Annotated in this window: 7 protein-coding genes; 4 read left to right on the forward strand and 3 right to left on the reverse strand. The window is 63.8% G+C overall.

Annotation, left to right across the window (positions count from 1 at the left end; all coding sequences use genetic code 11):
- The 3 genes from AC3LCN_RS05610 to AC3LCN_RS05620 all read right to left on the reverse strand — a co-directional run.
- A partial coding sequence (locus tag AC3LCN_RS05610; protein WP_488649086.1) for a Glu/Leu/Phe/Val family dehydrogenase occupies positions 1 to 967 on the reverse strand: 967 nt, incomplete at its 3' end.
- A gap of 144 nt (positions 968 to 1,111) precedes the next feature.
- Positions 1,112 to 1,966, reverse strand: a complete 855-nt coding sequence (locus AC3LCN_RS05615; RefSeq protein WP_488649087.1) for a DegV family protein — start codon at positions 1,964 to 1,966, stop codon at positions 1,112 to 1,114.
- A gap of 70 nt (positions 1,967 to 2,036) precedes the next feature.
- A complete protein-coding gene (locus AC3LCN_RS05620) occupies positions 2,037 to 3,320 on the reverse strand; it encodes an MFS transporter (RefSeq protein WP_488649088.1) in 1,284 nt (427 codons plus the stop codon).
- Between the two features lie 48 nt (positions 3,321 to 3,368).
- Between AC3LCN_RS05620 and AC3LCN_RS05625 the strand changes: the two genes are divergently transcribed.
- The 4 genes from AC3LCN_RS05625 (at position 3,369) to AC3LCN_RS05640 (ending at position 6,577) form a co-directional block, all read left to right on the forward strand.
- Positions 3,369 to 3,644, forward strand: coding sequence for a hypothetical protein (locus AC3LCN_RS05625; protein ID WP_488649089.1), 276 nt, complete (start codon positions 3,369 to 3,371; stop codon positions 3,642 to 3,644).
- The gene (locus AC3LCN_RS05630; protein ID WP_488649090.1) at positions 3,645 to 4,937 is read left to right on the forward strand and encodes a hypothetical protein; all 1,293 of its coding nucleotides are present in this window, start codon (positions 3,645 to 3,647) and stop codon (positions 4,935 to 4,937) included.
- The gene (locus AC3LCN_RS05635; protein ID WP_488649091.1) at positions 4,934 to 6,247 is read left to right on the forward strand and encodes a hypothetical protein; all 1,314 of its coding nucleotides are present in this window, start codon (positions 4,934 to 4,936) and stop codon (positions 6,245 to 6,247) included. The genes AC3LCN_RS05630 and AC3LCN_RS05635 overlap by 4 nt, the downstream gene beginning before the upstream one ends.
- 87 nt (positions 6,248 to 6,334) lie before the next feature.
- The gene (locus tag AC3LCN_RS05640) at positions 6,335 to 6,577 is read left to right on the forward strand and encodes a lipoyl domain-containing protein (protein ID WP_488649092.1); all 243 of its coding nucleotides are present in this window, start codon (positions 6,335 to 6,337) and stop codon (positions 6,575 to 6,577) included.
- Positions 6,578 to 6,658: the final 81 nt, after the last annotated feature.

The following is a 6,658-nucleotide window of genomic DNA, read 5'->3' on the forward strand; positions in this document are numbered from 1 at the left end:
CTGGGGTCGTTGGCCCGTTGGCCGCCTCAGCGACGATCTTCGTCTTGATCTTGCCGGCATTCTCCGCGGTAATCTGATTCTCGAGCGCCGCTGGAATGAGCACGTCGCAGGCAATCTCAAGGATCGCTTGATTGCTCACTGGCGTAGAGCCAGCAAAACCAACGACACTCCCGGTCTTCTTCTTATGCGCATCGACCGCGGCAAGGTCGAGGCCGGCTGGATTGTGAATGCCGCCGCTGCTGTCGGAGACGGCGATCACCTTGGAGCCAAGCTCGCCAATTAGCCGGGCAGCAATGGATCCGGCGTTGCCGTATCCCTGCACCACGACGGTTGCACCCTTTAAGTTGAGGTTGATCTTGCCTGCCGCCTCGCGAATGCAGAAGACGGCACCACGCGCCGTTGCCTCGTTGCGGCCCTTCGAGCCGCCGAGCGCGATCGGCTTACCAGTCACCACACCAGGAACGGTGTAGCCGACATGCATGGAATAGGTGTCCATCATCCAGGCCATCGTCTGGCTGTTGGTGTTCACATCAGGCGCAGGAATATCGGACTCTGGCCCAATGATGACGGCGATTTCGGTTGTGAAGCGTCGCGTCAGGCGCTCAAGCTCTCCGAGCGACAACTTCTTTGGGTCAACGGTGACGCCGCCCTTGCCGCCACCATAAGGAAGATCCATCACGGCGCACTTCCACGACATCCACATGGAGAGGGCCTTCACCTCTTCGATGTTCACGTCCTGGTGGAAACGAATGCCGCCTTTCGCTGGGCCGCGTCCAAGGTTGTGCTGCACGCGGTGGCCCTCAAAGACCCGGGTTGAGCCGTCATCCATGCGCACAGGGAAGTGCACGGTGAGCTGTCGGCGTGGCTCGCGCAAGACGGCGGCGATGCCGGATTCGAGGCCGAGCCGTTTTGCGGCAAGGTCAAACTGCTGCTGCGCAACTGCCCATGCGCTCTTCTGTGCACTCATCGTATTGTACCTCTCCTCTGCCGCCCTGGCGGGTGCCTGGCGGACGCCGTGCGGCGATCTCCCCAACCCTACAACGCGCCCCAAAAAGACGTTGCGCGTAGGTTGCGCCGTGCTCCCGCCCGAGCGGCGGAGCAGGCTACGTAGCTATGCGCGAATGAGCGCGACGCCGAGACCCTTCGGGCCGGTGTGTGGCCCAATCGCCGCACCTGCGCGAACGATACCTGGCTTCAGGGCCGCAATCTCGGGGTAGCGCGCGCAGACCTCGTCGCGGAACGCCTCAATATCGGGCGCCTCCGCATGCAGCATCGTCAGCTCCTGAATCGGTGCTGCACCAATGATCTCCATGAACTTTTCGCGCGCCTTCGAAGAGGTGCGCGGCTTGTCGAGGGTGACGACCTCGCCATCGATAATGTCGATGATTGGCTTCACCGAGAGGAGCCCGCCAATCGCAGCGCGTGCTGGGCTGATGCGGCCGCCGGCCTTCAGGTAGTCCAGTGAGTCAAGGAAGAAGATCACGTGCGTCTTTGGAATGAGCTCGCCGAGCTCGGCGACGATCTGCGGCGCCTTCCAGCCTTCGGCGGCGCGATGATAGGCGCGCGCAACAAGCAGGCCTTGGGCGGCCGACGCGGTCGCGGTGTCAACGAGATGAATGTTTTTCGACTGTGGATGGTCCGCCGCCGCGATCTCCGCATTGCGGAAGGTCGCTGAAAGCTTCGAGGCAACATGCACCGAGACAATCTCATCGGCACCACCAGCGAAGGCTCGGTCATACGCCGCAGTGAATGCGGCGGGCGGTGGTGCCGCGGTCTTTGGAAAGGGTGCCCCTGGAGCGGTGAGTCGCTTCCAGAACTGATCCATGGAGAGCTCTTCGTTGACCTTGAAGCTCTCCGAACCGAAGGTGACGATGATCGGCACGATGGTGATGCCGAGCTTCTTCGCCGCATCAGGTGGAAGGTCTGAGGCGCTATCGGTGATGATTGCGACCTTTGGCTTCGTCATGATGCGACTCCCTCCCCCTACGTTTTCAGCGCCGCGCGCTGACCTGTTCTCACGATTCTATCGGCGCCGATCAGCCGTGCGCGCCGTGTTGCCCAGGTGCGCTCGGCAAGAGAATTTCGTGCTCAACTCGGCGCAGGATCAGCAGGAATGTGCCCGCGACAACGAGGAATCCGAGGGTTGCGTAAACCAAACCGTCGACCCCATACGAGGTCGCCAGGTCACCCGCAATCTTCACGCCAATCACCTGGCCGAGGCCCAGGAAGATGGAGTAGAGGCCCATCACCGCGCTTCGATCGGTGTGATACCGCTCGGAGACGTCAGCCAAGAAGCCGAGCGCCGCCGGCGTTGCTCCCGCAATAAAGAACATGGAGCCGCAGAGCAGGGTGAAGAGCAGGGCGATCAGTGGCAGGTCGGCGCCGCTGAGGCGATTCATCGTGAATACCGCGGCCATGGCCACAACGAACGCGACTAGACCCAAGAGGAGCATCGTCGTTCGGCGGAAATTGGCAAAGCGATTCCCCCAGAAGATGAGGCCAACGCCACCAATCAGGGCCACGAAGGCGAAGGCAGAGGTGATCACGGTGAAGGGGAACCCGCTCATAAGGAACTGCCCGCGCGACTCGACCCCCGAATCGCCGAGGAGGAGGTTCAACCCCTGGGGCACCCAGACACCAATGATGGCGTTGATGGAGACCCACGTTGGCACGAATAAGAGAATTCCTCGCTGGCTAAACAGTTTCAGATACTTGCGGAGTCGATTCTCTGTCTGCTGGGGCGGGGCGGCGTGTTCATCTTTCACGCCGTAGGCGAAGAGGGCCAGCGAAAGCAGATAGATGCCACCGTTAACGGCGAATGCGCCAACCGCAAAGAAGTCCCAGAGCGGCCCGGCAAGCGCAGTCCCAGCGACGAGTAGGCCGCCGAGCGTCGCAACTTCAAAAAGCGTGACGACGCGACCGCGCAGTTTGGCATCGTGGCTGGTCTTCGCCGCGACGTACGAGAGGATCGACGGAACGCTCGCCGCCGTCGAAGAGCCCTCCAAAAGTCTGGTGCAGATCAGGAGCGGAATCGTGATCGCAAACGGCGTCAGCAAGACGGCGGCCAAGCCGAAGAGTGGCCCGAGCAACATCACGGGCTTGCGGCCGATCCGATCAGCAATGATGCCGAAGATTGGCGAGCCGAGCAGCTCGGTCACATAGAAGGCGAGGGTGATTGTGGCCAGGTCAACGGGGGTGATGCTAACGGCCCCCGACTGATTGAGATGCTTGTTCCAGACGATCAACAGCGCACCCGTGGTCCCCGTGGCAGTGCGCAACGTCAGGGTGCCGAGCAGCAGGGCCTTCATTGATCGAGTCACCGTTGAAGCATACGGGTTCCCGTCTTCGGCGGTCGGTATACTCCACCCATGCCAACCAACGTCGCCCAGTCGTATCCCTACAAGCGCGAGAGCGAAACGGATCGTGCCGCCGCCGTTGCTGCGACGTTGGGCGCGCGCGATGGTCTCGCCGAGAAGCTCAGCGCCGAGGCACTCCCCTATGACGGTGCGGATGGCGATGAGGCGTGGGCCTGGCGCTGCCGCACGGTCGGCTGCCCTGGCGTGCTCCACACAGCCGGCTATGCCCGCGACAAGCATGCGATTGTGGCCCTCTGTGACGGCTGTGGTCAGATCGCGCTCCGCTAGGTGAGCGGCGAGCGAGTTCCCGAGATCGTTCCAATTAGTTCGGCGAATAAGCCGACGCAGGTTGAGATCGTCGGCGACCGCATTCGCATCGCCTCCCTCGAGGTGCTCGACCGCGCCCTCGCCGGCTTCCTTGAGAGCCGCACCCCCGAAGATCGTGCCGAGACCGTAGAGCGCGCCATGCGTGTGGGCCTGATGGCGCTACAGAGCGCCAGCGGCTCCATCGATGTGGATCACGTGCGCCGCGCCTTCGACAAGTTGCTCTCCGATGCCGGTGAGTCAAACAAGAAGGCAACCGCTGAGGTCGAAGAGATTTTGCGCAAAACCTTCGCCAGCGAGGGCGGCGCCCTGCCCGCGACCCTGGAGCGCTTCCTCGGCGATAAGGGTGAGCTCGCCCAATTCACCAAGGATCTCTTCGACGAGAATCGCCGCGACTCGGCGCTGGGCAAGCTGAACACCATCCTCGGCACCTACTTCGATGGCGATGCGAGCAAGCTCGCCCACCTGCTTGACCCTACGCGCGAGGCGTCGCCACTGAGCGGGTTTCGCGCCGAGATCGCCAAGCGCTTTGACGATGTGCTGCTCAGGATCGTTGAGCTCGACGCGTCGCAGAAGGCGGCCAAGGGCGAGCGCAAGAAGGGGACGGCAAAGGGCGCCGATTTTGAGTCGCGTGTCATCGCCGAATACACCGAACTGCTTCGCGCCACCAATGACGAGATAGAGGGCACGGGCGGTCTGACTGGTGCAGTCCCCGATTCAAAGAAGGGCGACGCGATCATCACCATCAACGGCCGCGACGCTTCCGCAAACGTCCTGCGCATCGTTGTCGAGGTGAAGGACAAGGTCATGACCGGACCGGCGATTGAGAAGGAGCTCGCCGAGGCGCGCGAGAATCGCAAGGCCGAGATCGCCCTGATGGTCTTCAGCGAGGCGGCGGCACCAGCGGGTGCCTCGCCATTCGTCATCAGCCGGCACGGCGTCTACTGCGTTGTTGATCCTGAGGCTCCCGATGTTGCGATCCTTGAGGCGGGGTACCGACTGGCGCGCATCTCAGCACTGATTCGCGCCAAGTCAGAGGGGAGCGGCGTCGACCTCTCGGCGGTGAAGGATGCCATTGACGCGCTACGCAGCCGACTTGAGTCGGTGAAGGAGATCAAGAAGACCCTCACCGCGATCGACTCCACAACCGAGAAGGCGCGCGACGAGCTCGACGCCCTCCGTTCCGCAATCGTCACCGAGATCGATCGCATTGAAGAGCAGGTTCGAGCGAGCAGCGCCGCCGCTCAAACGCGGTGAGCAGAGCGGTCGCCGATTGGCGGCGCTTCCTCACCGGCCGCTACGCCGCCTTCCGCACCCTCGCCGTTTCCGACGCCGTCGCCTTCGCGCTGAATGGAGACAGCCTCTCCATCCCCCTCGTCACAACTCTTGGCGCATCGCCAGCACTTGCAACGCTCATCGGCCTCTTCCCCTTTGTGGGTGGAATTCTGCAGGGCTTTATGCCTGTCGCGCTGCGTCGCAGCGGCGGCGACCTCCGACGGCTCACCTTGCTGATCGGTGCCGTCGCACTCTTGCGGCCCATCCTCTACATCACCGTCGTAGTGGCGATTTCCGCCGGCGTTCTGCCGCCGCTCGCTGGCATCGGCCTACTCGCGATCGGGTTTGGCGTCGGCGCCACGGCGCAGGCGATTGCGGGAGCGAACGTGCAGACCTGGTTTGGCCGAATCCTCCCCGAGCGTGAGCGCCGCTTTGTCGCGCCGCGCGCACTCGCTATTCAGTTCGGACTCGGGTCGGTGCTGCTCGTACCCGTCGCGCTGCTCGTTCGCGTTGGTGAGCACGACTGGGGCGTCCTGATCTATGCGCCGGCCTTCGCCGGTGGCCTCGTTGCCAGCCTCCTCTTCCTGCGCGCGCTGCGCAGGCTGCCACGACCCGGTGCCGTGTTGGCCGGTCGCGCCGCAGGCTCAGGTCCCCTCTCAGCACCCGTGCGCCGCTTCATCCGCACCAACATCATCTCGGCGGTCGGTGCCGGTTTCGCACCGTATCTATCGGTATACGCGATCGTCGTGCTGAAACAAGATGCGGCCTACGCCATCCTGATGGCGGCCATCGGCTCCGCCGCGGCACTCGTCGGCGCCATCCTTATTGGCAACTGGCTGGAGCGCGGCTCGGCGAGTCGCCTCTATCGCATCTCACTGGTCGTTCGCGGCGTCGGCATGGCCTCATCAATCCTCGCCGGTCCATGGAATCCATATGCGCCGCTGGTGCTGCTCGTGGTCATCGTCATCATCACCGTCGGCTTCGCCGCCGGCATCCTCTCGGCACAAGAGCGCGTGCTCCGACTCGCCGCTCCTGGTGAGTCGATTCGCGCGCAGTCCGCCTACGGCGCCACCACCGCAGGGGCGCTCGCCGTCGGCCAGCTGGCCGGCGTGGTCGTGCTGGCCCTGCTCCCCGTCGCCTACCCCACCTACGTCGGCATTTTTATCGTGACGGGGGCCTTCCGCCTCGTGGCCGCGGCAACCGCCGACGTGGGCGACGACTGGAACACGGCGACGCGCATTCACCATGGCGAAGAGATGCCCGTCGAGGCGGCCCTCGAGTCACAGCGCTAGGCGCGGGGCTACACTGACCCCAACGCCACCCATCGTGGGGAGGCATGAGCGTGCGAGCCGCCCGTGGCCCGCCCAAGGAGGGATGCGATGCGCGTACCAGTAGAGATGCCCCGACTCGGTTACGACAGCGAGGTCGGCAAGATCGGCGCCTGGACGGCGAAGGTCGGCGACACCGTGACCGCAGGCCAGCCGATTGGCGAGCTTGAGACCGAGAAGGCCACCGTCGAGTTCGAGGCGCCAACAGCGGGAACCCTTGTTGAGATCGTGCATGCCGCTGGCGCTGAGGTCGCCGTTGGCGCCGTGATCGCCTACGTCGAAGACGGCAAGTAAGCCGAACTCGCGCATGCCGAAGCCAGGGCGAACCCCCGTTGAGTTCACGCCGATGCGCACGGCGATCAGCCGTCGCATGGT

Origin of the sequence: Candidatus Limnocylindrus sp. (assembly GCF_040397215.1) — a bacterium.
GTDB lineage: Bacteria > Chloroflexota > Limnocylindria > Limnocylindrales > Limnocylindraceae > Limnocylindrus.